Source organism: Streptomyces virginiae (genome assembly GCF_000720455.1).
GTDB lineage: Bacteria > Actinomycetota > Actinomycetes > Streptomycetales > Streptomycetaceae > Streptomyces > Streptomyces virginiae.
The window spans coordinates 17,223-40,873 of sequence record NZ_JOAK01000002.1 but is presented as its reverse complement, the minus strand read 5'-3'; the positions used below and the strand labels follow the sequence as shown (position 1 = coordinate 40,873).

The window sequence follows — 23,651 nt, the reverse complement described above, 5'->3', positions numbered from 1 at the left end:
ACCTCACTGATGTTCAGCACTGTTCTGGTCGCGAACCGCGGCGAGATCGCGGTCCGGGTCATCCGCACCCTGCGGGAGCTCGGCATCCGCTCCGTGGCCGTCTTCAGCGACGCGGACGCGGACGCCCGCCACGTACGGGAGGCGGACACGGCCGTCCGGATCGGCCCGGCGGCGGCCGCGGAGAGCTACCTGTCGGTGGAGCGGCTGCTGGATGCCGCGAAGCGGACGGGCGCCGAGGCCGTCCACCCCGGCTACGGCTTCCTCGCGGAGAACGCCGTCTTCGCGCAGGCCTGCACGGACGCCGGACTGGCCTTCATCGGGCCGCCCGCCTCCGCCATCTCCCTCATGGGCGACAAGATCCGCGCGAAGGAGACGGTGAAGGCGGCGGGCGTGCCCGTGGTCCCCGGCTCCTCGGGCAGCGGCCTCACCGACGCCGAACTGGTCGCGGCCGCCTCGGAGATCGGCATGCCGGTCCTGCTGAAGCCCTCGGCGGGCGGCGGCGGCAAGGGCATGCGGCTCGTACGCGACGAGGCGGTGCTGGCCGAGGAGATCGCGGCGGCCCGCCGCGAGGCCCGCTCGTCCTTCGGCGACGACACCCTCCTGGTGGAGCGGTGGGTGGACCGGCCCCGGCACATCGAGATCCAGGTGCTGGCGGACTCCCACGGCAACGTCGTGCACCTCGGCGAGCGCGAGTGCTCCCTGCAGCGCCGGCACCAGAAGGTCATCGAGGAGGCCCCCTCGGTCCTGCTCGACGAGAAGACCCGCGCGGCGATGGGCGCGGCGGCCGTGGACGCGGCCCGCTCCTGCGGTTACGTCGGCGCGGGCACGGTGGAGTTCATCGTCCCCGGCGGCGACCCGTCCTCCTACTACTTCATGGAGATGAACACCCGCCTCCAGGTCGAGCACCCGGTGACGGAGCTGATCACCGGCCTGGACCTGGTGGAACTCCAGCTGCGGGTCGCCTCCGGCGAGGCGCTGCCCGTCACCCAGGACGACGTCCGGCTGACCGGGCACGCCATCGAGGCACGCGTCTGCGCGGAGGACCCGGCGCGCGGCTTCCTGCCGTCCGGCGGTACGGTCCTGGCCCTGTCGGAGCCGTCGGGCGGTGCGGTCCGTACGGACTCGGGCCTGACGGCGGGCGTGCCGGTGGGCTCGACGTACGACCCGATGCTGTCGAAGGTCATCGTCCACGGCCCGGACCGGCCGGCCGCGCTGCGCATGCTGCGGGCCGCTCTCGCCGACACCGTGATCCTGGGCGTCCAGACCAACGCCGGTTTCCTGCGGAGGCTGCTGGCCCATCCGGACGTGGTGTCCGGGGACCTGGACACGGGGCTGGTCGAGCGGGACCTCGCGGGGCTCCTCCCGGAGGGGGTTCCGGCCGAGGTGTACGCGGCGGCCGCGCTGCTGGCGGGCACCGCGCCGGAGCAGCGGGCGACGGGGTGGACCGACCCGTTCGACGCCGCGAGCGGCTGGCGCCTGGGCGGCACCCCCGCCTGGACCGTCCACCACTTCCGCCTCCCGGGCCAGGACCCGGTGGAGGTCCGTACCCGCCCCCTGGGCGGGGACACCGAGGTCCTCGTTTCCGACCTCGCCGGGGCGGATTCAGCCCCGCCGGCGATTGAGGCGCGGGGTCCGGGGCAGAGCCCCGGCGCACCGGCGCGAGCCCGGATCGCGGTCCGCACCGCCGACCACTTGACCATCGAACTCGACGGCGTCACCCACCGCTTCAGCCACGCCACCTCCCCGGAGGGGACCTGGCTCGGCCGCGACGCCGACTCCTGGCACGTCCAGCGCCACGACCCGGTGGCCGCTCACGGCGCGGCGAGCGCGGGGGCCGACACCCTCGCCGCCCCCATGCCCGGCACCGTCACCGTCGTCAAGGTGGCCGTCGGGGACAAGGTGACGGCCGGTCAGAGCCTGCTCGTCGTCGAGGCGATGAAGATGGAGCACGTCATCTCCGCCCCGCACGCGGGCACGGTCACCGAGCTGGACGTCTCTCCCGGCACCACCGTCGCCATGGACCAGGTGCTGGCCGTCGTCACCCCGGACGAGGAGGAGGACGCGTGATCGGGCTGCCCATGAACGTCCCGGCCCCCGGCCTGCCGGCCCGGGTCCGCATCCACGAGGTCGGCGCCCGCGACGGCCTGCAGAACGAGAAGACGGCCGTCCCCACGGAGGTCAAGGCGGAGTTCGTCCACCGCCTGGCCGCCGCCGGCCTGAGCACGATCGAGGCGACCAGCTTCGTGCACCCCAAGTGGGTGCCCCAGCTCGCCGACGCCGAGCAGCTCTTCCCGCTGCTCGCCGACGTGGACGCGGCCCTGCCCGTCCTCGTGCCGAACGAGCGCGGCCTGGACCGCGCGCTCGCCCTCGGGGCCACCCGGATCGCGGTGTTCGGTTCGGCCACGGAGACCTTCGCCTCCCGCAACCTCAACCGCACCGTCGCCGAGTCCCTCGCCATGTTCGAGCCCGTCGTGGCCCGGGCCCGGCAGGGCGGGGCGCACGTGCGCGGCTATCTGTCCATGTGCTTCGGCGACCCCTGGGAGGGCGCCGTGCCGGTGCACCAGGTCGTCTCCGTGGCCAAGGCCCTGCTCGACCTCGGCTGTGACGAGCTGAGCCTCGGCGACACGATCGGCGTCGCCACCCCGGGCCATGTCCAGGCCCTGCTCTCCGCGCTGAACGAGGCCGGTGTCCCCACCGACCGCGTCGGCGTGCACTTCCACGACACCTACGGCCAGGCCCTGTCCAACACCCTCGCCGCGCTCCAGCACGGCGTCACCACCGTCGACGCCTCCGCGGGCGGCCTCGGCGGATGCCCGTACGCGAAGAGCGCCACGGGCAACCTCGCGACCGAGGACCTGGTGTGGATGCTCGACGGTCTCGGCATCGAGACCGGGGTCGACCTGGCCGCCCTCACCGCCACGAGCGTGTGGATGGCCGAACGGCTGGGGCGCCCCAGCCCCTCCCGTACCGTCCGCGCCCTCTCCCACAAGGAGTAGTCACACCATGTCCCTCGACCACCGGCTCACCCCTGAGCACGAGGAACTCCGCCGTACCGTCGAGGCGTTCGCCCACGACGTGGTCGCCCCGAAGATCGGCGACCTGTACGAGCGGCACGAGTTCCCCTACGAGATCGTCGCCGAGATGGGCCGCATGGGCCTGTTCGGCCTGCCCTTCCCGGAGGAGTACGGCGGCATGGGCGGGGACTACCTCGCCCTCGGCATCGCCCTGGAGGAGCTGGCCCGCGTCGACTCCTCCGTCGCCATCACCCTGGAGGCCGGGGTCTCGCTCGGCGCGATGCCCCTGTACCTCTTCGGCACCGAGGAGCAGAAGCGGCAGTGGCTGCCGAAGCTGTGCTCCGGCGAGGTCCTGGGCGCCTTCGGCCTGACCGAGCCGGGCGCGGGCTCGGACGCCGGCGGCACCCGCACCACCGCCGTCAAGGACGGCGACGAGTGGGTCATCAACGGCTCGAAGTGCTTCATCACCAACTCCGGTACGGACATCACCGGTCTGGTCACGGTCACCGCCGTGACGGGCCGCAAGGCGGACGGCCGCCCGGAGATCTCCTCGATCATCGTCCCGTCCGGCACCCCGGGCTTCACGGTGGCCGCCCCGTACTCCAAGGTCGGCTGGAACTCCTCGGACACCCGTGAGCTGTCCTTCGACGACGTACGGGTCCCGCTGGCCAACCTGGTGGGCGAGGAGGGCCGCGGCTACGCCCAGTTCCTGCGGATCCTGGACGAGGGCCGGATCGCCATCTCCGCGCTCGCCACGGGCCTCGCCCAGGGCTGTGTGGACGAGTCGGTGAAGTACGCCAGGGAGCGGCACGCCTTCGGCAAGGCGATCGGCGACAACCAGGCCATCCAGTTCAAGCTGGCCGACATGGAGATGCGCGCCCACATGGCCCGCATCGGCTGGCGCGACGCGGCGTCCCGCCTGGTGGCCGGGGAGCCGTTCAAGAAGGAGGCGGCGATCGCGAAGCTGTACTCCTCGACGGTGGCCGTGGACAACGCCCGTGACGCGACGCAGATCCACGGCGGCTACGGGTTCATGAACGAGTACCCGGTGGCTCGAATGTGGCGGGACTCCAAGATCCTGGAGATCGGCGAGGGCACCAGCGAGGTCCAGCGCATGCTGATCGCACGCGAGTTGGGCTTCGCGGGCTAGTCCGCACGCCCGTGCGGGCGCGGGTGGCGTGAGGGGGTCCGGAGAAAACTTAGGGCCCCCTTACCGTTTTCGGCCAAGGTTAGGCTAACCTTCCCCACGAACGGCACGCTGGTGGCCGCCCCGGTACGCACGAAAACGGACATCGATTATGCCCAAGTCCCGCAACTTCTCCTTCACCCGTCGCGGCTTCGTCGCCGCGGGCGGCGCCCTCGGCCTCGTCGCCGTGCTCGCCGCCTGCGGAGGCACCGACTCGGCGAAGGGTGACGGCGACAAGGGCAGCACCGCCGCCGCGTCCTCCGGTCCCTGGACCTTCAAGGACGACCTCGGCAAGGACGTCAGCACCAAGTCCACGCCGAAGAACATCGTCGCGTTCACCGGCACCGCCGCCGCGCTGCACGACTACGGCGTCCCGGTCAAGGGCGTCTTCGGCCCGACCAAGACCGCCGACGGCAAGCCCGACGTCCAGGCCGGCTCGATGGACATCTCCAAGGTCAAGATCATCGGCAACGTCTACGACGAGTTCAACGTCGAGGAGTACGCCTCCCTCCAGCCCGACCTGCTCGTCACCAACACCTGGGACGGCTCGTACTGGTACGTGCCCGAGGCCTCCAAGGACAAGATCCTGAAGCTGGCCCCGGCCGCCGCGATCGGCGTGGGCGGCAACGTCTCCATGGACAAGGCCCTGGAGCGCACGGCGGACCTCGCCAAGTCGCTGGGCGCCGACATGAACGCCAAGGCCGCCGTCGACGGCAAGGCCCGCTTCGAGGCCGCCGCCGCCAAGGTCCGCGAGGCCACCAAGGCCAACCCGGGCATCAAGGTCCTCGTCGGCTCCGGCTCCGCCGACCTGTTCTACGCCTCCACCCCGGACACCTCCGCCGACCTGAAGTACTTCAAGACCCTCGGCGTCGAGTTCGTCACCCCCGAGAAGCTCGACGAGGGCGGCTTCTTCGAGAGCCTGAGCTGGGAGAACGCCGGCAAGTACAAGGCCGACCTGGTCCTGCTCGACAACCGCACCGGCACCCTGCAGCCGGAGGAGCTGAAGGCCAAGGCCACTTGGGCCGAGATGCCCGCCGTGAAGGCCGGCCAGGTCGCCCCGCGCACCACCGAGCCGATCTTCTCGTACGACAAGTGCGCGCAGATCCTCGAGGACCTCGCGAAGGCCATCCAGAACGCCAAGAAGGTCGCCTGACCCTCGCGCGGCGCCCGGTGACCCCGGGCGCCCGCTCCCAGGGCGTGTCCACGCGGACACGCCCTGGACCCGCCTCAGGCCGTACCGAGTTCCAGGGGGGACCTTCCGCATGACCGTCACCGCGTCCGACACCCCGGCCGCCTCGCACTTCCGCTTCTTCGCGCTCGAAGTGCTGCGTACGCGCCGTCTGGGTCACTCGTTCCTGCGGGTCACCTTCGGCGGGGAGACCCTCGCGGACTTCCGTTCGGGCGGCTTCGACCAGAGCCTGTCGCTCTTCCTGCCCCCGTCCGGCGTGGAGCACACCGTGCTGCCGTCCACGGACGAGGACACCTGGTTCACCGCCTGGCGCGGCATGCCGGAGGCCGAGCGGCCGGTGATGCGCTCCTACACCGTGCGCGAGCAGCGCCGCGACGACCGGGGAGCCGTCGAGGTCGACATCGACTTCGTCCTGCACGGGGACTCGTCCCCCGCCTCCCACTGGGCCGGGCGCGCGAGCGCCGGCCGCCGGATCCTGGCCATCGGCCCGGCCGTCGCCGAGAACAAGTCCGTGCGCTTCCAGCCCCCGGCCGGCACCGACGCGGTCTGGATGTACGCGGACGAGACCGCCCTGCCGGCCGCGGCCGGGATCCTGGACCGGCTGCCCGCGGGCACCCGCGTCCGGGCCTGGTTCGAGGTCCCGCACGAGGACGACCGGCTCGAACTCGACACGCTCGCCGACGCGGACATCACGTGGATCGTGCGCGAGGGCGACGACCGGGAGCGGACCGCCCGGGTGCTGGACGCGGTCCGCTCGGCGCGGCCGCCGGCCGCGGCGGCCCCGTACGCATGGCTGGCGGGCGAGGCGGGCACGGTGCGCGCGGTGCGCCGCCACTTCGTGCAGGAACGATCCGTCGACCGCCGCTCGGTGCGCTTCACCGGCTACTGGCGGCTCGGCGCGAGCGAGGAGCAGCTCCTCGCCGAGGCGTACGCGGGCAAGGCTCCCAGCGAGGACCCCGCTTCCGAGCTGTAGTCAGCTCCCCCTTCCCTCCACAGCAGTTCGAGATGGGCCCTGGTCGAAACCAGGGCCCATCTTCATTTGGCCATTTTGTTAGGTTAGGCTAACCTAAACATCACACACCCCACCCTCCCCTTCTCCCCCCTGCCCGGAGGAAAGTTGATGCGCCAGCATCTGCTGAACGAGACGACCGCGGATATCTACCGCCGTTCTGTCACCGAGGGCGTCGACCGCGTCGCCGCCAAGCTCGCCACCACCGAACGGCCCCACACCGGCATATCCGTCGACGAACTCGCCCCGGTCATCAACGGGATCGACCTCGACACCCCGCTCGGCGACTCCTCCGCCGCGCTGGCCGAGCTGGAGGACGTCTACCTCCGCGACGCCGTCTACTTCCACCACCCGCGCTACCTGGGCCACCTCAACTGCCCGGTCGTCATCCCCGCGGTGGTCGGCGAGGCCGTCATGGCAGCCGTCAACTCCTCCCTCGACACCTGGGACCAGTCCATCGGCGGCACGCTCATCGAGCGCCGCCTCATCGACTGGACCACGCGCCGCATCGGCCTCGGGGAGAACGCGGACGGCATCTTCACCTCCGGCGGCAGCCAGTCCAACTTCCACGCCCTGCTGCTGGCCCGCGACGAGGCCTGCCGCATCGTCATGAAGCGCGCCATGGACGCCGGGATCGGCCTGACCAAGGCCGAACTCCTCCCGAAGCTGCGCATCTTCACCTCCGAGGCCAGCCACTTCAGCGTGCAGAAGTCGGCCGCCATGCTGGGCCTGGGCTACGAGGCCGTCATCTCCGTGCCCGTGGACCGCAACCGCCGCATGGACACCTCCGTCCTCGCGCTGGAGCTGGAGAACTGCGCCGCCGAGGGCCTCTTCCCCATGGCCGTCGTCGCCACCGCCGGCACCACCGACTTCGGGTCCATCGACCCGCTCCCCGAGATCGCTCGCCTGACCGCCGAGCACTCCGCGTGGATGCACGTGGACGCCGCCTACGGCTGCGGACTGCTGGTCTCCCCCACCCGCCGGCACCTCCTCGACGGCATCGAGCACGCCGACTCGGTCACGGTCGACTACCACAAGTCGTTCTTCCAGCCCGTCAGCTCCAGCGCGATGCTGGTCCGCGACCGCGACACCCTCAAGCACGCCACGTACCACGCGGACTACCTCAACCCGCGGCGGATGGCAGAGGAGCGGATCCCCAACCAGGTCGACAAGTCCATCCAGACCACGCGTCGCTTCGACGCCCTCAAGCTCTGGATGACGCTGCGCATCATGGGCGCCGACGGCGTCGGCTCGCTCTTCGACCAGGTCATCGACCTCGCCGCCGCCGGCTACGACGTCATCACCGCCGACCCGCGCTTCGAGGTCGTCGTCGAACCTCAGATCTCCACCCTCGTCTTCCGCTTCCTGCCCGGCGACGACGTCCCCGCAGAACTCCTCGACGAGGCCCAGCTCCACGCCCGCAAGGCGCTCTTCGCCTCCGGCGAGGCCGTCGTCGCCGGCACCAAGGTGGACGGGAAGCAGTACCTGAAGTTCACCCTCCTCAACCCGCAGACCACGACGGCCGACATCGCAGCCGTCCTCGACCTCCTCGCCGCACACGCCGAGCAGTTCCTGGGAGAATCCCTTGCCGTCCACCACTGAGCCCCACGACTTCATCGGCATCGGCCTCGGTCCCTTCAACCTGGGACTGGCCTGCCTGACCGCGCCGATCGACGAGCTGAGCGGCCTGTTCATCGAGTCGAAGCCGCACTTCGAGTGGCACGCGGGGATGTTCCTGGACGGCGCGCACCTCCAGACGCCCTTCATGTCGGACCTGGTCACCCTCGCCGACCCGACGTCGCCCTTCTCCTTCCTGAACTACCTGAAGGACCAGGACCGGCTGTACTCCTTCTACATCCGGGAGAACTTCTACCCGCTGCGCGCCGAGTACAACGACTACTGCCGCTGGGCCGCCGACCGGCTCGACAACGTCCTGTACTCGACCTCCGTCACCGAGGTCACCTACGACGAGGCCGCCGCCCTGTACGAGGTCCGCACCGACAAGGGCGAGACCCACCGCGCCCGCCGCCTGGTCCTGGGCACCGGCACCACGCCGTACGTCCCTGAGGCCTGCGCCGGCCTCGGCGGCGACTTCCTGCACAACTCCGCCTACATGCCGAACAAGGCGGAGCTGCAGAAGAAGAAGTCCATCACCCTGATCGGCTCCGGCCAGAGCGCCGCGGAGATCTACTACGACCTCCTCGCCGAGATCGACGTGTACGGCTACCAGCTCAACTGGGTCACGCGCTCCCCGCGCTTCTTCCCGCTGGAGTACACCAAGCTGACGCTGGAGATGACCTCCCCCGAGTACGTGGACTACTTCCACGCCCTCCCGGAGGACACCCGCTACCGGCTGGAGACCCAGCAGAAGAACCTCTTCAAGGGCATCGACGGCGACCTGATCAACGCCATCTTCGACCTGCTCTACCAGAAGAAGATCTCCATGCCGGGCGCGGTGCCGACGACCCTGCTGACCAACACCTCGCTGAACAGCACGGCGTACGACACCACCACGGGCACCTACACCCTCGGGCTGCGCCAGGAGGAGCAGGAGCGGGACTTCTCCCTCGCCACCGAGGGCCTGGTCCTCGCCACCGGCTACAAGTACCGCACCCCCGACTTCCTGAACCCGGTCCGGGACCGCCTGAACTTCGACGGCCGCGGGCGCCTGGACGCCGCCCGCAACTACAGCGTCGACACCACGGGCCGCGGGGTGTACCTCCAGAACGGCACCACCCACAACCACTCCCTGACCTCCCCCGACCTGGGCATGGCCGCCTACCGCAACGCGTACATCGTCGGTGAGCTGCTCGGCCGCGAGTACTACAAGGTCGAGAAGTCCATCGCGTTCCAGCAGTTCGCCGCCCCGGAAGGCACCCACGCATGAGCACCACCGACACCCTCTACTCCCGGACGGACTCCGTCCTCGGGGACTTCGCGATCCGCCCCCTGGATCCCTTCGCCGACGCGGAGCTGCTCCACGGCTGGGTCACGCACCCCAAGGCCTCGTTCTGGATGATGCAGGACGCCTCTCTGCCGGACGTGGAGCGCGAGTACATGCGCATCACGGCCCACGAACACCACCAGGCCTACATCGGCCTGCACGAGGGCCGCCCGGCCTTCCTGATGGAGACGTACGACCCGAGCGAGCTGGAGCTGGTCGGCCTGTACGAGGCCCAGCCCGGCGACGTCGGCATGCACTTCCTCGTCGCGCCCAGCGACCGGCCGCTGCACGGGTTCACCCGCGCGGTCATCACCACCGTCATGGCCGCGGTGTTCGCCGATCCGGCGACCGTCCGCGTCGTCGTCGAGCCGGACGTCGCCAACACCGCCGTGCACGCCCTGAACGAGGCCGTCGGCTTCGTGCCGGAGCGCCGCGTCACCAAGCCGGAGAAGGAAGCGCTGCTGAGCTTCTGCACCCGCGCGCAGTTCGAGGCCGCCACCGGCATCACCCAGGGGGTGTCGATATGAGCCTCTCCGACGCCGTCTCCCACCTCTCCCCCGAGCTGTGGGCCCGCGCCAACCGCGCCCTGGTCCGCAAGGCCATCGCCGAGTTCGCGCACGAGCGCCTCCTGACCCCCGTGTCCCTCGGCGGCGACCGCTATTCGGTCGTCTCCGACGACGGTGCGGTGGAGTACCACTTCGAGGCCACCCGGCAGGTCCTGGACCACTGGGCGGTGGACGAGGCCGCCATCACCCGGCTGCGGGACGGCGAGTCGCTGCCGCTGGACGCCCTCGACTTCCACATCGAGTTCCAGCGGACCCTGGGGCTGAGCGCGGAGGTCCTGCCGGTCTACCTGGAGGAGATCTCCTCCACCCTGGCGGGCTCGGCCTTCAAGTACACCAAGCCGCAGATCTCCGCCGACGTGCTGGCGAAGTCCTCCTTCCAGGACATCGAGACCGGCATGACCGAGGGCCACCCCTGCTTCGTCGCCAACAACGGCCGGCTCGGCTTCGGCGTGCACGAGTACCACGCGTACGCCCCCGAGGCCGCGAGCCCGGTGCACCTGATCTGGGCCGCCGCGCACAAGGACGTCGCCACCTTCACGGCGGGCGCCGGCCTGGAGCACGACAGCTTCATGCGCGCCGAGCTGGGCGACGCGGCGGTCGAGCTGTTCGCGGCGAAACTGCGCACCCTGGACCTGGACCCGGCGGACTACCTCCTCTTCCCGGTCCACCCCTGGCAGTGGTGGAACAAGACCACGATCACCTTCGCCGCGGAGATCGCGAACCGCCGGCTGGTCCTGCTCGGCGAGGGCGAGGACGCCTACCTCCCGCAGCAGTCGATCCGTACGTTCTTCAACACCACCACCCCGACCAAGCACTACGTCAAGACGGCCATCTCCGTCCTGAACATGGGCTTCATGCGGGGCCTCTCGGCCGCCTACATGGAGGCCACCCCCGCCATCAACGACTGGCTCCACCAGCTGATCGAGTCCGACGAGGTCCTGCGGGCCGTCGACTTCTCGATCATCCGCGAGCGGGCGGCGATCGGCTACCGGCACCTGCAGTACGAGCGCGCCACCGACCGCTACTCGCCGTACCGCAAGATGCTGGCGGCCCTGTGGCGCGAGTCCCCCGTGAACTCCCTCGGGGACGGCGAGCGCCTGGCCACCATGGCCTCGCTCCTCCACGTGGACGCCGAGGGCAAGTCGTTCGTCGGCGCCCTCATCGAGGAGTCCGGCCTCACCCCGGCCGAGTGGCTGAAGCCGTACCTGAAGGCCTACCTGCTGCCGCTGGTGCACTGCTTCTACCAGTACGACCTCGCGTACATGCCGCACGGCGAGAACACCATCCTGGTCATCAAGGACGGCGTCGTACAGCGCGCGATCTTCAAGGACATCGCCGAGGAGATCGTCATCATGGACGCGGACGCGGTGCTGCCGCCCGCGGTCGAGCGGATCCGGGCGGACGTCCCGGAGGACATGAAGCTGCTGTCGATCTTCACGGACGTCTTCGACTGCTTCTTCCGCTTCCTGTCCTCCATCCTCGTCACCGAGGGCATCTGCACGGAGGACACCTTCTGGCGGGCCGTGGCCGACTGCGCCCACGACTACCAGGAGTCCATGCCGGCCCTCGCCGAGAAGTTCGAGCGCTACGACTTCTTCGCGGAGGAGTTCCAGCTGTCCTGCCTCAACCGCCTCCAGCTGCGCAACAACAAGCAGATGGTCGACCTCTCCGACCCGTCCGCCGCCCTCCAGCTGGTCGGCAACCTCAAGAACCCCGTCGCGCCCTTCGCCCGACGGTGAGACACGGGGCGGGGCGGGTGTCGACACGGTCCCTCGGCACCCGCCCCGTCCCGCCGGTGTGAGGGCGTGACCGCGACGTCAGACGGCCCTCTTCGCGGTCACGTCCCCGCCCCTCCGGCCTCTCCGGCCCCTCCGGCCCCTCCGGCCCTCCGGCGCGAGGGCCTTCCGCTCACCGCGACCACGGAACGTCCGGGGCCCGGTGGTAGGTGATGTCCTGCGCGTCCAGCCGGGGGGCCTGGGCGGCCAGGCGGCGGCTGTACGAGGTCCAGTCGAGGGCGGCCGCCGGGGACCAGCCCAGCTCCGCCAGGCCCAGCACCCGCGGGAACGCCATCAGCTCCCACTCGGCCCGCGTCGCGACGTTCTCCGTCCACAGCGGGGCCTCCACCCCGAGCACCGCGGACTCCGGCACCCCGGCCAGGTAGGCGCCCGGGTTCCAGGAGTAGGACCGTGCCACCGGGACGTAGCCGGCCCACGCCAGTCCCGGCTTCGTCGCCGCCTCGTACTTCATGTCCAGGTACACCCGGTCCGCCGGGGACAGGATCAGCGGGTGCCCGGCCTTCGCGGCCGCCGCCACGGCCGACCGGTCCGCGGCGGAGGTCTTGTCGTGGCCCCAGTACTGGAGCACGGCCCCGGCCGCGGGCCGCGCCGACGCCAGCTGGTGCCAGGCCACCACCGTCTTCCCGTGGCGGCCCACCACCTCCTGCGCCCGGTCCATGAAGGCCGCGTAGTCGGCCGCCGGCGTCGCGTGCGCCTCGTCGCCGCCGATGTGCAGGTAGCGGCCGGGCGTCAGCTCGGCCAGCTCCCCGAGCACCTCGTCGACGAACTCGTAGGTCCGCTCCTTGCCGACGCACAGGGAGCTGAAGCCGACCTTGGTCCCGGTGTACCGCCGGGGCGCCTTCCCGTCGCAGTTCAGCTCGGCGTAGGAGGCCAGCGCCGCGTTCATGTGCCCCGGCATGTCGATCTCCGGGACGACGTCCACGTACCGCTCGCCCGCGTAGGCCACCAGTTCGCGGTACTCCTGCTTCGTCCAGTGTCCGCCGGGGCCGCCGCCGACCTCGCTCGCGCCGCCGTACTGCGCCAGCCGCGGCCAGGAGTCGATCGCCAGGCGCCAGCCCTGGTCGTCGGTGAGGTGCAGGTGCAGCGCGTTGACCTTGTACTGGACGAGCTGGTCCACGTACCTCTTCACCTGTTCCACCGTGAAGAAGTGCCGTGCGATGTCCACCATCGCGCCCCGGTAGGCGAACCGCGGCCGGTCGGTGACCGTGCCGCCCGGCACCGTCCCGGGCCCGGCCACGGGCACCAGCTGACGCAGGGTCTGGCCCGCGCGGAACAGACCCGCCGGGGTCCGCGCGACGAGGTCGACACCGCTCGGCCCCGACTCCAGCCGGTAGCCCTCGTCGTCCGGATCGCCGGCCTCCCCGCCCCGGCCGTCGATCCTGAGCCGGATCCCGTCGCCCCTGGCCCCGTCGACGACCGGCAGCGGCAGTCCGCTCGGCCCGCGCAGCTGCTCCGCGAGGAGCTCTCCCACCCGGCGGACCTCCTCGCCCGCGCCCGGCCCCGTACGGATGACCGTGCCGGGCCCGAAGGCGTAGCCGGGGCCCTCGGCACGCGCGGAGACCGGCGCCGGCAGGAGCCGCTCGAAGGGGGCGAGGGCCGCGGGCGGGTCGTCGCCGGCACTCGCGTCGTCGCCGTGGGCGGCGGTGCAGGAGACGGCACCGAGGACGAGGAGGGTACCGAGCGCGCGTCGCAGGACTCTCATGTGCCCAGGTATAGGCCAACTGGCCCGTCCTGTGCGGTGGGAGAATCGCCGAATGGCGGAAATCATCCAGAAGGACGGAACCTGGACGTTCGACGGCGACGCGGTGCGCATCGTGCCGGGCCGCGACAAGGGGGTGGGCCTGCTGCGGCAGACCCTGGGCGAAGTGCTCGTGCCGTTGCACGCGCTCGCGGGGATCAGTTACGAGCCGGGCCGCAAGGCGGGACGGCTGCGCCTGCGGCTGCGGGAGGGGGCCGACCCGCTGACCCAGGTGACGGGCGGACGGCTGCCGGAGGCCTCCGACCCGTACCGGCTGAGCGTGGAGCCGGACCGGACGGGGGTCGCGGAGTACTTCGTGGACGAGGTGCGCAACGCCCTGCTGCTGGATCAGGTGGATCCGGGTCCGTCGGAGACCTATCTGCTGCCCGGTCCCAGCGTGCCGATAGCGGTGGGCGCGGGCGACGGGACCGTCACCTTCGACGGCGACCGGGTCGCGCTGGAGTGGAACTGGACGACCGAGGAGGCCAAGCGCTCCGGCGGGCCGCGCGAGTTCCGGGTCACGGATCTGCGGACCGTGGAGTGGGCCCCGGCCAAGGGGCTCGAGAACGGCTGGCTGCGCTTCGGTCTGGCGGGCGCCCCGCAGCCGGCCGCGCCCAAGTACGACCCGCACACGGTGGAGCTGTTCGGTTTCAAGAAGGACCCGCTGATGGCGCTGGTCGCCGCGGCGGTGGCGATGCGGCTGCCGCACCCGGCGGCGCCGGCGCAGGACCGGCCCGTCGAGGACGCCCCTCCGAAGGAGCTCGCCGCGCCGGCGGTCGGCGTCGCGGAGGACCACGACGCGCTGCTGCGACGGCTGCGGGAACTGGGCGAGCTCCACCAGACGGGGGTGCTCACGGCCGATGAGTTCGCGGCAGCCAAGCAGGCCGTTTTGCGTAGATTCTAACCGGATGCATCCATTCCACTGGTCCAGACCAGAGAGATCCTGCCCGGAATCGGGCAGGATCTTTGCGTTGGGCGGCTGGAGCAGTCAATATCTACGGGTGCTCGACCGCCGCCCGTCCTATGACGATCTCGTCGAACACCTGGTGCGCAGCACCTCGCTGCAGCGGGGCGAAGCGGCCCGGGTGGTCCTCGACGTGCTCGCCTACTTCGACGAGACGACGGAGGACTTCGTCCGCCGCCGCCACCGTGAACTGCAGGCCGGCGGAGCCGTGAACGCGGAGATCTTCGAGCGGATCGCGGCCGAGCTGCCGCACCGCGCCGTGGCGCCTCCGGAGCTCTCGCTCCGACAGCTGCGCCGCATCGTCTACGGCTGACCGGCCGCGGCCGGCGCGGCCGCGGGCGGGTGACGGGTACACGAACCGAACTTCAGGAGGGGCAAGACCGTATGTGCGGAATCGTCGGTTACATCGGAAAGCGTGATGTGGCACCGCTGCTGCTGGAGGGCCTGGCGCGGCTGGAGTACCGCGGGTACGACTCCGCGGGCATCGTCGTGAACAGCCCGAAGGCCGGCGCGCTCAAGATGGTCAAGGCCAAGGGCCGCGTCCGCGACCTGGAGGCCCGGGTCCCCAAGCGCTTCGCCGGCACCACCGGCATCGCCCACACCCGCTGGGCCACGCACGGCGCCCCGAGCGACGTGAACTCGCACCCGCACCTGGACCCGGAGAACAAGGTCGCCGTCGTCCACAACGGCATCGTCGACAACGCCGCCGAGCTGCGCGCCAAGCTGGAGGCCGAGGGCGTCGTCTTCGCGTCCGAGACCGACACCGAGGTCATCACCCACCTGATCGCCCGCTCCCAGGCCGACACCCTGGAGGAGAAGGTCCGCGAGGCCGTCAAGGCCATCGACGGCACCTACGGCATCGCCGTGATGCACGCCGACTTCACCGACCGCATCGTCGTCGCCCGCAACGGCTCGCCGGTCATCCTCGGCATCGGCGAGAAGGAGATGCTCGTCGCGTCCGACGTCGCCGCGCTGATCGCCCACACCCGCCAGGTCGTCACCCTGAACGACGGCGAGATGGCCACCCTGAAGGCCGACGACTTCCGCACGTACACCACGAGCGGCACGACGACGAACGCCACCCCGGAGACCGTGGAGTGGGAGGCCGCCTCCTACGACATGGGCGGTCACGACACCTACATGCACAAGGAGATCTCCGAGCAGCCCGACGCGGTCGACCGCGTGCTGCGCGGCCGGATCGACGACCGCTTCAACACGGTCCACCTGGGCGGCCTGAACCTGGACCCGCGCGAGGCGCGCGGCATCCGCCGGGTCAAGATCCTGGGCTGCGGCACCTCGTACCACGCGGGCCTGATCGGCGCCGGCCTCATCGAGGGCATGGCCCGCATCCCCGCGGACGCCGAGCCGGCCTCCGAGTTCCGCTACCGCAACCCCGTCGTGGACCCCGACACCCTCTACATCGCGGTCTCCCAGTCGGGTGAGACCTACGACGTGCTCGCGGCGGTGCAGGAGCTCAAGCGCAAGGGCGCCCGCGTCCTCGGCGTCGTCAACGTGGTCGGCTCCGCGATCGCCCGCGAGGCCGACGGCGGCGTGTACGTGCACGCCGGCCCCGAGGTCTGCGTCGTCTCCACCAAGTGCTTCACCAACACGGTCGTGGCCTTCGCGCTGCTCGCCGTGCACCTGGGCCGCATCCGGGACCTGTCGGTCACCGACGGCAAGCGGATCATCGAGGGCCTGCGCAAGCTGCCCGCGCAGATCCAGGAGATCCTCGACGGCGAAGAGGACATCAAGAAGCTCGCGGCCGAGTTCGCCGAGGCCAAGTCGATGATGTTCATCGGCCGGGTGCGCGGTTACCCGGTGGCGCTGGAGGCCTCCCTCAAGCTGAAGGAGATCTCCTACATCCACGCCGAGGCCTACCCGGCCTCCGAGCTCAAGCACGGCCCGCTGGCCCTGATCGAGCCCTCGCTGCCGACGGTCGCGATCGTCCCGGACGACGACCTGCTGGAGAAGAACCGCGCGGCGCTGGAGGAGATCAAGGCCCGCAGCGGCCGGATCCTCGCGGTCGCCCACCGCGAGCAGGAGAAGGCGGACCACACCATCGTGGTCCCGAAGAACGAGGACGAGCTGGACCCGATCCTCATGGGCATCCCGCTCCAGCTGCTGGCGTACCACACGGCCCTGGCCATGGGCCGGGACATCGACAAGCCGCGCAACCTGGCGAAGTCGGTCACCGTCGAGTAGCAGCCCCGGCGCTCACCGGACACGGGAGAGCCCCCGTGCGCACCGCGCACGGGGGCTCTCCGCGTTCCGCTCAGCCCGCGGCCGCTCAGCTCGCGGCGACCGCGCCGCTCCGCCCGGCCTTGCCGACGGCCATCGGCCAGTGCGCCAGGGCCGCGGTGGCCCCGTACCAGGCCAGCAGTCCGGAGACGGCGGCGACCCAGCCGCCCGCCTTGGCCAGCCCGCCGCTGTCCATGAACGAGGCTATGGCCAGCAGGACGAGGGAGAGGGTCAGCAGGGCGTAGACGCCCTGGCTGAACAGGCCGCTCGCGGCGGCGACCGTGAGGGTCAGCGCGAGCATGGCGAACAGGACAAGAAACGTTCCGGCGGCCTCGTCGGAGGCAGAACCGCCGGCCCCCTTGGCCCACGTGAACCAGAAGATGCCGAGGCCCGCGAACGCGGTGCCGTTGAATCCGTTGCCGCCGCGGTACTCCACGAGGCCGAGGAGGAAGAGGGCGGCGCCGCCGACGTACATCGCGAGCGACACGGAGCTGGCAGCGGACACGCCGTCGATGACACCGGTGTGGCCGATACCGAATGCGAGAAGGGTGAGACCCAGGGCGATGTTCCCGAGGGTCGAAGTCGAGGCCGTGCTTCCCGCAGAGACACCATTGTCCACGGCGGGCTCCCTTCGATCTGCAGTTGTTTGCTGCGTCCCAGCAGCATTTATCTACCCTTTACACGGGGGCACAACCGCACAATCGGCTTAACAGCCGGTCACGGAATGACAACAACCGGTCGCTGTGCGCGCTTGGCGAGTCGGCCGGCCACCGAGCCGAAGATCCGGCCGACGATCCCGTGCGTGGAGCCGACCACGATGGCGTCGGCCGAATACTCCCGGCCGACCTCCTCCAGCTCATGGCAGATGTCACCGCCGCGCTCGACCAGGATCCACGGCACTTCCGCCAGGTAGTCGGCGCACGCCAGCTCCAGCCCGAGCACCTCGGTGCGGTGGTCCGGTACGTCCACGAAGACGGGCGGCTCGCAGCCGGCCCACACGGTGGTGGGCAGCCGGTTGGCGACATGGACGATGATCAGACCGGATCCGGAGCGGCGGGCCATGCCGATCGCGTAGGCGAGCGCGCGCTCACTGGAGGTGGATCCGTCGAATCCCACGACGACGCCGTGCCGGAAGGCCGGGTCGCAGGGCGAGCGTGTCTGTTCCACCGCGCGCAGCTCGGCGGCCGACGCGGGGTCGGCGAGCCGTTTGCGCTTGCGGTCCGCGGGTTCGGAGAATTCGTGACCGGCCATGGGTGTCTCGGCGAAGAGGTCCTTGGAGGAAGCAACAGGGGCGATATCGGCGACGCAGTGTGACGGAGCTCTGTCCGGGAAGCATCTTCCCAAGCCCATACCCACCAGGGTACGGCGACACTCCTGTCCTGCACAGGGCTTGCCGCACTTGGAGAGCGTCCCAGGGAGCATGCCGGAGCGAGCGCGCCTTGGCAATGGCCGCTGTCCCCTACAGCCAGTGACGGCAGCGGGGAGTTGCCACCCGTGCGCGCAGTGACCGAGCCCCGCCGAGCGGCGTTGGACATGCGTCCGACCGTTCAGGAAGAGCCCGCAGGGAGTACGCCGTGCCCGGCCATCCGGTTCACCCCGACCAGCCAGCTCAGCCGACCCAGTCCGTCCACTTCCCCGACCCGGGCGCGCACTTCGCCGCCTCTGCGCGTCAGCCGCTTCACCCGTCCGTGCAGCCCTCCGGCCGCCCGCACGACGACCCCGCGGGTGACGTCGTGCGCTGGGCCGCCTTCAGCTGTCTGCTCGTCCCGGTGGTCCTCGTCGTCTACGGAACGACCCTGGGCGGGGCGGCGTTGGCCACCCTCGGCCTGTTCGCCGTCACGGCCGCCTGCCTGGTCCTGCTGCGGCAGTCGGAACGGGCCGCGGCCCGCGTCCGCGCGCGGGAGCGCCCCGCGTCCGCACACCGCCGGCGGCACTCGCGCGGTGGCACCCCGGGCCGCCGGGGCTGCCGCACCTCCGACTCCGCCTCCCCGCACGACTGACTCATTCGCACACCCACACCCGCACGTTTTCAGCCAACTTCCCGGCAGGGTGCCCACCTTGCCGGAATGTCCCACCGACCCCCCCACCACCAGCGACGACATTCGCCGGGGGGCGTTTTGGCCCTACGGGTACTGGCCACAGGCGCGATCCGCGCTTCCCACCCGGGTAGCGGAGTGGAACGCTTCCTGATCGAATGCTTTTCGCCAAGTTGAGAAGTCGACATAGCGCTGCGTGCTGAACTTGTCACGCCGACACCACGGGACGCAGTAGATTCGATCATGTATTTACGGCGGGGGATCCACGTGCAAGGCCGAGGGGAAACGTGCAGGTGCGACCAGACCAAGGAGTCGCGACACCCAAGGGGGGCTTAGCGCCATGAGCCAGGATTCCACCGCCGTCGTCGCAGACGCCGGCCGGAAGCTCGCGGGGCGTCGCCGCAGGGAGATCGTCGCGGTGCTGCTCTTCAGCGGCGGACCGATCTTCGAGAGCTCCATTCCACTATCCGTGTTCGGCATTGACCGGCAGGACGCGGGAGTTCCACGCTACCGACTGCTCGTGTGCGCCGGTGAGGACGGTCCGCTCAGGACCACCGGCGGACTCGAACTGACCGCGCCATACGGGTTGGAGGCGATCGCCCGGGCAGGCACGGTCGTCGTTCCCGCCTGGCGCTCCATCACTTCACCGCCGCCTCCGGAGGCGCTCGACGCACTGCGTCTGGCGCACGAGGAGGGGGCCCGGATCGTCGGACTGTGCACCGGGGCCTTCGTGCTCGCGGCCGCCGGTCTGCTGGACGGCCGGCCCGCGACGACGCACTGGATGTACGCGCCGACGCTGGCCAAGCGCTACCCGTCCGTGCACGTCGACCCGCGCGAACTGTTCGTCGACGACGGCGATGTGCTCACGTCCGCGGGCACGGCGGCCGGAATCGACCTGTGCCTGCACATCGTGCGCACCGACCACGGCAGCGAGGCGGCCGGGGCCCTGGCCCGCAGGCTCGTCGTGCCGCCGCGCCGCACGGGCGGACAGGAGCGCTACCTCGACCGGTCGCTGCCGGAGGAGATCGGTGCCGACCCGCTGGCCGAGGTCGTCGCCTGGGCGCTGGAACACCTCCACGAGCAGTTCGACGTGGAGACCCTCGCCGCCCGCGCCTACATGAGCAGGCGTACCTTCGACCGGCGGTTCCGTTCGCTCACCGGCAGCGCGCCGCTCCAGTGGCTGATCACGCAGCGGGTGCTGCAGGCCCAGCGGCTGCTGGAGACCTCCGACTACTCGGTCGACGAGGTCGCCGGACGCTGCGGGTTCCGCTCGCCGGTCGCCCTGCGCGGTCACTTCCGCCGGCAGCTGGGGTCCTCCCCGGCCGCGTACCGCTCCGCCTACCGGGCACGCCGCCCGCAGGCCGACGTGGCACAGGTCTCGGAGATCTCCGGCGGGCCGGTTCCGCACCAGCGCACTCCGCAGCCCCACCGGGCGGCGGCGGCCCTGGCCGCTGCGGGTCCCACGGTCACGGAGCTGTACGCCCCGGGCCGGGTCCTGCGCGAACACGCGTAACCCCCACAACGGGTACGACAGCGAAGGTCCTCCGTCGGTCACCGCCGACGGGGGACCTTCCGCATATGCGGTCCGCTCCGCAAGGGACCGCATAAGGTGGGACACATGAACGATCGCATGGTGTGGATCGACTGCGAGATGACCGGGCTCTCGCTGACGGACGACGCACTTATCGAGGTGGCCGCACTGGTCACCGACTCGGAGCTCAACGTGCTCGGCGAGGGCGTGGACATCGTGATCCGCCCGCCGGACGCGGCCCTGGAGACCATGCCCGACGTGGTCCGCGAGATGCACACCGCCTCCGGCCTGCTCGACGAGCTGGCCGGAGGAACCACCCTCGCGGACGCCGAGGCGCAGGTCCTGGCGTACGTGCGGGAGCACGTGAAGGAACCGCGCAAGGCGCCGCTCTGCGGGAACTCGGTCGGCACCGACCGCGGCTTCCTGCTGCGCGACATGGCCGCCCTGGAGAGCTACCTGCACTACCGGATCGTGGACGTGTCCTCGGTCAAGGAGCTGGCGCGCCGCTGGTACCCGCGGGCCTACTTCAACAGCCCCCCGAAGAACGGCAACCACCGGGCGCTGGCGGACATCCAGGACTCCATCACCGAGCTGCGCTACTACCGGGAGGCGGTCTTCGTGCCGCAGCCCGGGCCCGACTCGGACACGGCCCGCAGCATCGCGGCCAAGCACACGGCGCCGGGCGCGTAGGTCCGCGCGCCGGCCCTCCGGAGGGGGGTGCGGGAAAAGGGTGGAGCGAGCACCCTCCCGGACCCTGTACCCTTTTCTTCGGCCGGTCGGTTTCGACCGGACATGGTGGGTGTAGCTCAGTTGGTAGAGCACCTGGTTGTGGTCCAGGTGGCCGCGGGTTCAAGTCCCGTCACTCACCCTGTGGGAAGGCCCCGATCCGCGGAAGCGGACCGGGGCCTTCTGCATGTTCCGGGGCCGGGGTGGTCAGGAGGACTCCCGGACCACCAGTCTGTTCTGCAGGACGACCGCCGGGCCGCCCGCGTTCGCGGCGCTTCCCCGCCGTCCCGCGACGCGCTCCAGCAGCATCCTCGCCATGGTCCGGCCCATTTCCTCGATGGGCTGGCGGACGCTCGTCAGCGGCGGGTCCATGTGCCGGGCCACCACCGAGTCGTCGAAGCCGACGAGTGCCACGTCCTGCGGGATCCGGCGCCCGGCGGCACGCAGCTCCCGCCGGGCGCCGGCCGCCATGACGTCCGAGGAGGCGAAGACCGCGTCGAGGGCGGGGTTGCGTTCGAGCAGCTCGCGCATGGCCCGGCGGCCGCCCTCCTCGGTGAAGTCGGCGACCGCGACCAGCCGCTCGTCGACGGGCCGGCCGGCGGCGGCCAGGGCCTGCCGGTAGCCGTCGAGCCGGCAGTGGGCCCCGTACACGTCCAGCGGGCCGGTGATCGTGGCGATCGTACGGCGGCCCCGGTCGAGCAGGTGGCGTACGGCCTCCGCGGCGCCCGCCAGGTTGTCGGAGTCCACGCAGGGCAGCGTCTCGGCGGCGGAACGGCGGCCGCTGATGACCGTCGGGATGCCCAGCTCGGCCAGCAGCTCCGGGAGCGGGTCCCCGGCGTGGACGGAGACCAGCAGCACGCCGTCGACGCGGTGCCCGGAGAGGTACTGCGCGAGGCGGCGGCGCTCGCGGTCGCTTCCGGCCAGGGTGAGGACGAGCTGGATGTCGGTCTCCGCGAGGGCGGCCCCGACCCCGCGGACCACTTCGGAGAAGTACGGCTCCGCGAAGAACCGGGCCTCGGGCTCGGGGATCACGAGGGCGATGGCGTCGTTGCGGTTGGCCGCGAGGGCGCGGGCCGCGCGGTTCGGCACGTACCCCAGCTCGGTCACGGCCGCCTCGACCGCGGCCTTGGTCTGCTCGCTGACCTTGGAGGACCCGTTGATCACCCGGGACACGGTGCCGCGCCCGACTCCGGCGCGTACCGCGACCTCTTCCAGGGTCGGCCGTCCCCCGCTGCGCCCGTTCCCGTTCATGGCTTCCTCCCGGTTGTGAATCTACCCCTTGACTACTGTGGGAGCGCTCCCACACTGTGTCACACGACACCCCCACGTTGTCGCCCACCCTTCAGGGAGGAACCCATGCGAGCCCAGTCCCCGGCCCGAGCACGAGCCCGAAGAACCCTCGTCACGGCGGTCGCCGCGGCGGGCGCCGCCGCGCTGCTGCTCGGGGGGTGCGCGCAGGACCCCGAGACGGACCCGAAGGCGGGTCCCTCCTCGGCCGGCGGAAAGGGGCAGACCACCCTGACCGTGGGCGTCTTCGGGGCCTTCGGCCTCCAGGAGGCCGGGCTCTACGACGAGTACATGGCACAGAACCCGGGGATCCGCATCGAGCAGACCTCCATCGAGCGCAACGAGAACTACTACCCCCAGCTCCTCACGCACCTGGGGACGGGCAGCGGGCTCGCCGACATCCAGGCCGTCGAGGTCAACAACATCGCCGAGATCACCGCGACCCAGGCCGACAAGCTGGTGGACCTGGGCAAGGCACCCGGCGTGGACAAGGCCGCGTACCTGCCCTGGAAGTGGGCGCAGGGCACGGCGCCCGCGGCCAAGGGCGGGGCCACGGTCGGCCTCGGCACCGACATAGGCCCGCAGGGCATCTGCTACCGCAAGGACCTGTTCGAGGCGGCCGGGCTGCCCTCGGACCGGGAGGCGGTCGGCGCGCTGTGGGCGGGCGACTGGAACAAGTACCTGGAGACGGGCAAGGCGTACAAGGCGAAGGCCGGCGACGGCAAGGCCTTCGTGGACTCGGCGTCGGGGGTCATGGCCGCGGTGACGGGCAGCAGCGCCCAGCGGTTCTACGACGAGCAGGGCAAGGTCGTCTACAAGACCAACCCGGCGGTGCGCGGGGCCTTCGACCTGGCGGCGTCCTTCGCCACCGAGGGGCTCAGCGCCAAGCTGCAGCAGTTCACTCCGGGCTGGGACCAGGGCTTCGCCAACGGTGCCTTCGCGACGGTCTCCTGCCCGGCCTGGATGCTCGGCTACATCCAGGACAAGGCGGGTCCGTCGGGCAAGGACAAGTGGGACGTGGCGCAGGCGCCGAAGCCCAGCAACTGGGGCGGTTCCTTCCTGGTGGTCCCGAAGGCGGGCAAGAACGCCGAGGCGGCGGCGAAGCTGGCGGCCTGGCTGACCGCTCCGGAGCAGCAGGCGAAGCTCTTCGAGAAGCGGGGCAGCTTCCCGAGCGCGAGCGCCGCGTACAAGCTGCCGGCGGTGTCGGGGGCGAAGCACGAGTACTTCGGCGGGGCGCCGATCGGCGAGATCTTCTCGAAGGCGGCCCAGGGGGTGCCCGTGGCCCCGGTGGGGCCGAAGGACCTCGTGATCTCGCAGAACCTCGCGGACATCGGGATGCTGCAGGTCGACCAGAAGGGCCGCAGCCCGCAGGAGGGCTGGGCGGCCGCGGTGAAGGCCATCGACAACGCCCTGGACCAGTGAGGCGC

Annotated in this window: 20 protein-coding genes and 1 tRNA gene; 17 read left to right on the top strand and 4 right to left on the bottom strand. The window is 71.0% G+C overall.

The window, feature by feature from the left end; translation table 11 throughout:
* Nucleotides 1-9 precede the first annotated feature (9 nt).
* The 9 genes from IG86_RS0103255 to IG86_RS0103215 all read left to right on the top strand — a co-directional run bounded on the left by IG86_RS0103255 (nt 10) and on the right by IG86_RS0103215 (nt 11,647).
* Nucleotides 10-2,067 carry an acetyl-CoA carboxylase biotin carboxylase subunit gene (locus IG86_RS0103255; RefSeq protein WP_030894527.1) on the top strand — a complete coding sequence of 686 codons (2,058 nt, stop codon included), beginning with the start codon at nt 10-12 and terminating at the stop codon, nt 2,065-2,067.
* Between the two features lie 11 nt (nt 2,068-2,078).
* Nucleotides 2,079-2,996 (top strand): hydroxymethylglutaryl-CoA lyase, encoded by a 918-nt coding sequence (locus tag IG86_RS0103250; RefSeq protein ID WP_030818974.1) that lies wholly within the window; start codon nt 2,079-2,081, stop codon nt 2,994-2,996.
* Between the two features lie 7 nt (nt 2,997-3,003).
* A complete protein-coding gene (locus tag IG86_RS0103245; RefSeq protein WP_030818972.1) occupies nt 3,004-4,164 on the top strand; it encodes an acyl-CoA dehydrogenase family protein in 1,161 nt (386 codons plus the stop codon).
* 148 nt (nt 4,165-4,312) lie between these two features.
* Nucleotides 4,313-5,353 (top strand): ABC transporter substrate-binding protein, encoded by a 1,041-nt coding sequence (locus IG86_RS0103240; protein WP_030818970.1) that lies wholly within the window; start codon nt 4,313-4,315, stop codon nt 5,351-5,353.
* A gap of 109 nt (nt 5,354-5,462) precedes the next feature.
* Nucleotides 5,463-6,362, top strand: coding sequence for a siderophore-interacting protein (locus tag IG86_RS0103235; RefSeq protein WP_030818969.1), 900 nt, complete (start codon nt 5,463-5,465; stop codon nt 6,360-6,362).
* 147 nt (nt 6,363-6,509) lie between these two features.
* Nucleotides 6,510-8,000, top strand: coding sequence for a pyridoxal phosphate-dependent decarboxylase family protein (locus tag IG86_RS0103230; RefSeq protein WP_030818968.1), 1,491 nt, complete (start codon nt 6,510-6,512; stop codon nt 7,998-8,000).
* Complete coding sequence (locus tag IG86_RS0103225) at nt 7,984-9,285, top strand: lysine N(6)-hydroxylase/L-ornithine N(5)-oxygenase family protein (protein WP_030818967.1); 1,302 nt, start codon at nt 7,984-7,986, stop codon at nt 9,283-9,285. Before IG86_RS0103230 ends, IG86_RS0103225 begins: the two co-directional genes overlap by 17 nt.
* The gene (locus IG86_RS0103220; RefSeq protein ID WP_030818965.1) at nt 9,282-9,869 is read left to right on the top strand and encodes a GNAT family N-acetyltransferase; all 588 of its coding nucleotides are present in this window, start codon (nt 9,282-9,284) and stop codon (nt 9,867-9,869) included. The genes IG86_RS0103225 and IG86_RS0103220 overlap by 4 nt, the downstream gene beginning before the upstream one ends.
* Nucleotides 9,866-11,647, top strand: a complete 1,782-nt coding sequence (locus IG86_RS0103215) for an IucA/IucC family protein (RefSeq protein ID WP_030818963.1) — start codon at nt 9,866-9,868, stop codon at nt 11,645-11,647. Before IG86_RS0103220 ends, IG86_RS0103215 begins: the two co-directional genes overlap by 4 nt.
* Nucleotides 11,648-11,816: 169 nt before the next feature.
* Here IG86_RS0103215 and IG86_RS0103210 read toward each other — a convergent pair whose 3' ends face one another.
* A complete protein-coding gene (locus IG86_RS0103210) occupies nt 11,817-13,406 on the bottom strand; it encodes a beta-N-acetylhexosaminidase (RefSeq protein ID WP_030818961.1) in 1,590 nt (529 codons plus the stop codon).
* 52 nt (nt 13,407-13,458) lie between these two features.
* Here IG86_RS0103210 and IG86_RS0103205 point away from each other — a divergent pair, with 52 nt between their 5' ends.
* From IG86_RS0103205 to glmS, 3 genes are all read left to right on the top strand, one after another.
* The gene (locus IG86_RS0103205; protein WP_030818959.1) at nt 13,459-14,346 is read left to right on the top strand and encodes a DUF4429 domain-containing protein; all 888 of its coding nucleotides are present in this window, start codon (nt 13,459-13,461) and stop codon (nt 14,344-14,346) included.
* A 97-nt stretch (nt 14,347-14,443) separates the two neighbouring features.
* Nucleotides 14,444-14,719: a hypothetical protein gene (locus IG86_RS0103200; RefSeq protein WP_030025937.1), complete on the top strand. Its 276-nt coding sequence runs from the start codon at nt 14,444-14,446 to the stop codon at nt 14,717-14,719.
* Between the two features lie 71 nt (nt 14,720-14,790).
* Nucleotides 14,791-16,608, top strand: coding sequence for a glutamine--fructose-6-phosphate transaminase (isomerizing) (gene glmS, locus IG86_RS0103195; protein WP_030655524.1), 1,818 nt, complete (start codon nt 14,791-14,793; stop codon nt 16,606-16,608).
* A gap of 85 nt (nt 16,609-16,693) precedes the next feature.
* On the opposite strand, the gene IG86_RS0103190 is transcribed toward glmS, so the two are convergent.
* Both IG86_RS0103190 and IG86_RS0103185 read right to left on the bottom strand, forming a co-directional pair.
* The gene (locus IG86_RS0103190; protein ID WP_030655527.1) at nt 16,694-17,263 is read right to left on the bottom strand and encodes an acetate uptake transporter; all 570 of its coding nucleotides are present in this window, start codon (nt 17,261-17,263) and stop codon (nt 16,694-16,696) included.
* Between the two features lie 98 nt (nt 17,264-17,361).
* The gene (locus tag IG86_RS0103185; RefSeq protein ID WP_030655530.1) at nt 17,362-17,895 is read right to left on the bottom strand and encodes a universal stress protein; all 534 of its coding nucleotides are present in this window, start codon (nt 17,893-17,895) and stop codon (nt 17,362-17,364) included.
* A gap of 323 nt (nt 17,896-18,218) precedes the next feature.
* On the opposite strand from IG86_RS0103185, the gene IG86_RS0103180 reads away from it, so the two are divergent.
* The 4 genes from IG86_RS0103180 (at nt 18,219) to IG86_RS0103165 (ending at nt 21,079) form a co-directional block, all read left to right on the top strand.
* Nucleotides 18,219-18,644 (top strand): hypothetical protein, encoded by a 426-nt coding sequence (locus tag IG86_RS0103180; protein ID WP_385872802.1) that lies wholly within the window; start codon nt 18,219-18,221, stop codon nt 18,642-18,644.
* A gap of 376 nt (nt 18,645-19,020) precedes the next feature.
* Nucleotides 19,021-20,193: a helix-turn-helix domain-containing protein gene (locus tag IG86_RS0103175; RefSeq protein ID WP_030655537.1), complete on the top strand. Its 1,173-nt coding sequence runs from the start codon at nt 19,021-19,023 to the stop codon at nt 20,191-20,193.
* Nucleotides 20,194-20,298: 105 nt separating this feature from the next.
* Nucleotides 20,299-20,901 carry an oligoribonuclease gene (orn, locus tag IG86_RS0103170; protein ID WP_030818947.1) on the top strand — a complete coding sequence of 201 codons (603 nt, stop codon included), beginning with the start codon at nt 20,299-20,301 and terminating at the stop codon, nt 20,899-20,901.
* A 105-nt stretch (nt 20,902-21,006) separates the two neighbouring features.
* Nucleotides 21,007-21,079, top strand: a tRNA-His gene (locus tag IG86_RS0103165).
* Nucleotides 21,080-21,144: 65 nt separating this feature from the next.
* Here IG86_RS0103165 and IG86_RS0103160 read toward each other — a convergent pair.
* A complete protein-coding gene (locus IG86_RS0103160; protein WP_030818945.1) occupies nt 21,145-22,188 on the bottom strand; it encodes a LacI family DNA-binding transcriptional regulator in 1,044 nt (347 codons plus the stop codon).
* Between the two features lie 105 nt (nt 22,189-22,293).
* Here IG86_RS0103160 and IG86_RS0103155 point away from each other — a divergent pair, with 105 nt between their 5' ends.
* A complete protein-coding gene (locus IG86_RS0103155) occupies nt 22,294-23,646 on the top strand; it encodes an ABC transporter substrate-binding protein (RefSeq protein ID WP_030894519.1) in 1,353 nt (450 codons plus the stop codon).
* Nucleotides 23,647-23,651: the final 5 nt, after the last annotated feature.

Bases quoted from the DNA above. Each gene is read 5' to 3' on its own strand.
- IG86_RS0103255 (WP_030894527.1), top strand. From the start codon at position 10: ATGTTCAGCACTGTTCTGGTCGCGAACCGCGGCGAGATCGCGGTCCGG.
- IG86_RS0103250 (WP_030818974.1), top strand. From the start codon at position 2,079: ATGAACGTCCCGGCCCCCGGCCTGCCGGCCCGGGTCCGCATCCACGAG.
- IG86_RS0103245 (WP_030818972.1), top strand. From the start codon at position 3,004: ATGTCCCTCGACCACCGGCTCACCCCTGAGCACGAGGAACTCCGCCGT.
- IG86_RS0103240 (WP_030818970.1), top strand. From the start codon at position 4,313: ATGCCCAAGTCCCGCAACTTCTCCTTCACCCGTCGCGGCTTCGTCGCC.
- IG86_RS0103235 (WP_030818969.1), top strand. From the start codon at position 5,463: ATGACCGTCACCGCGTCCGACACCCCGGCCGCCTCGCACTTCCGCTTC.
- IG86_RS0103230 (WP_030818968.1), top strand. From the start codon at position 6,510: ATGCGCCAGCATCTGCTGAACGAGACGACCGCGGATATCTACCGCCGT.
- IG86_RS0103220 (WP_030818965.1), top strand. From the start codon at position 9,282: ATGAGCACCACCGACACCCTCTACTCCCGGACGGACTCCGTCCTCGGG.
- IG86_RS0103215 (WP_030818963.1), top strand. From the start codon at position 9,866: ATGAGCCTCTCCGACGCCGTCTCCCACCTCTCCCCCGAGCTGTGGGCC.
- IG86_RS0103210 (WP_030818961.1), bottom strand. From the start codon at position 13,406: ATGAGAGTCCTGCGACGCGCGCTCGGTACCCTCCTCGTCCTCGGTGCC.
- IG86_RS0103205 (WP_030818959.1), top strand. From the start codon at position 13,459: ATGGCGGAAATCATCCAGAAGGACGGAACCTGGACGTTCGACGGCGAC.
- glmS (WP_030655524.1), top strand. From the start codon at position 14,791: ATGTGCGGAATCGTCGGTTACATCGGAAAGCGTGATGTGGCACCGCTG.
- IG86_RS0103185 (WP_030655530.1), bottom strand. From the start codon at position 17,895: ATGGCCGGTCACGAATTCTCCGAACCCGCGGACCGCAAGCGCAAACGG.
- IG86_RS0103175 (WP_030655537.1), top strand. From the start codon at position 19,021: ATGAGCCAGGATTCCACCGCCGTCGTCGCAGACGCCGGCCGGAAGCTC.
- orn (WP_030818947.1), top strand. From the start codon at position 20,299: ATGAACGATCGCATGGTGTGGATCGACTGCGAGATGACCGGGCTCTCG.
- IG86_RS0103160 (WP_030818945.1), bottom strand. From the start codon at position 22,188: ATGAACGGGAACGGGCGCAGCGGGGGACGGCCGACCCTGGAAGAGGTC.
- IG86_RS0103155 (WP_030894519.1), top strand. From the start codon at position 22,294: ATGCGAGCCCAGTCCCCGGCCCGAGCACGAGCCCGAAGAACCCTCGTC.